At 45.7% G+C, this 1,067-nt stretch carries 2 rRNA genes; both read right to left on the reverse strand.

Features of this window, described 5'->3' with window-relative positions:
- Positions 1-693, reverse strand: a 23S ribosomal RNA gene (locus tag B853_RS15715); the annotation flags it as partial.
- Between the two features lie 312 nt (positions 694-1,005).
- A 16S ribosomal RNA gene (locus B853_RS15720) occupies positions 1,006-1,067 on the reverse strand; the annotation flags it as partial.

Consider the following 1,067-nt stretch of genomic DNA (forward strand, 5'->3'; position numbering starts at 1 on the left):
ACCTGCCCATGGCTAGATCACCTGGTTTCGGGTCTATATCCAGAGACTGAACGCCCGAGTTAAGACTCGGTTTCCCTACGGCTCCCCTAGATGGTTAACCTTGCCACTGAATATAAGTCGCTGACCCATTATACAAAAGGTACGCAGTCACACCACGAAGGTGCTCCTACTGCTTGTACGTACACGGTTTCAGGTTCTATTTCACTCCCCTCACAGGGGTTCTTTTCGCCTTTCCCTCACGGTACTGGTTCACTATCGGTCAGTCAGTAGTATTTAGCCTTGGAGGATGGTCCCCCCCCATATTCAGACAGGATATCACGTGTCCCGCCCTACTCGATTTCACTGAATGTGCGTTGTCAACTACGGGGCTATCACCCTGTATCGCCGGACTTTCCAGACCGTTCGTCTAACGCATATAAAGCTTAAGGGCTAGTCCAATTTCGCTCGCCGCTACTTTCGGAATCTCGGTTGATTTCTTTTCCTCGGGGTACTTAGATGTTTCAGTTCCCCCGGTTCGCCTCCTGTTGCTATGTATTCACAACAGGATACTTGCTTATGCAAGTGGGTTTCCCCATTCGGAAATCCCAGACTCAAATGGTTTTTACTACCTAATCTGGGCTTATCGCAAGTTAATACGTCCTTCATCGCCTCTGACTGCCAAGGCATCCACCGTGTACGCTTAGTCACTTAACCATACAACCCGAAGGAGTTTCGAGTTGATGAACAAGTCACCAAAGTTGTCTGCAATTTTTATACATGATGCAGACTCGATTTTGCCGGACTCAATTTTTCTTCTACCTTACTTTGAAAAAGTAAGACAAAAGCCAAGAACACTTGAATGTGTTGTATTGGTGTTTGTCTTAAAGACAAACATTGAGAACTTTACAATCAACAATAAATTGTTGATTTGTCAGCTTTCCAAATTGTTAAAGAGCTATGTTAGCTACAAGCTTTCGCTTGTGAACTATCAATCTGTGTGGACACTCATCGTGAATAATCATCGTATAAGGAGGTGATCCAGCGCCAGGTTCCCCTAGCGCTACCTTGTTACGACTTCACCCCAGTCA

The sequence above is a fragment of the Vibrio rotiferianus CAIM 577 = LMG 21460 genome (genome assembly GCF_002741985.1).
Taxonomy (GTDB): Bacteria; Pseudomonadota; Gammaproteobacteria; order Enterobacterales; family Vibrionaceae; genus Vibrio; species Vibrio rotiferianus.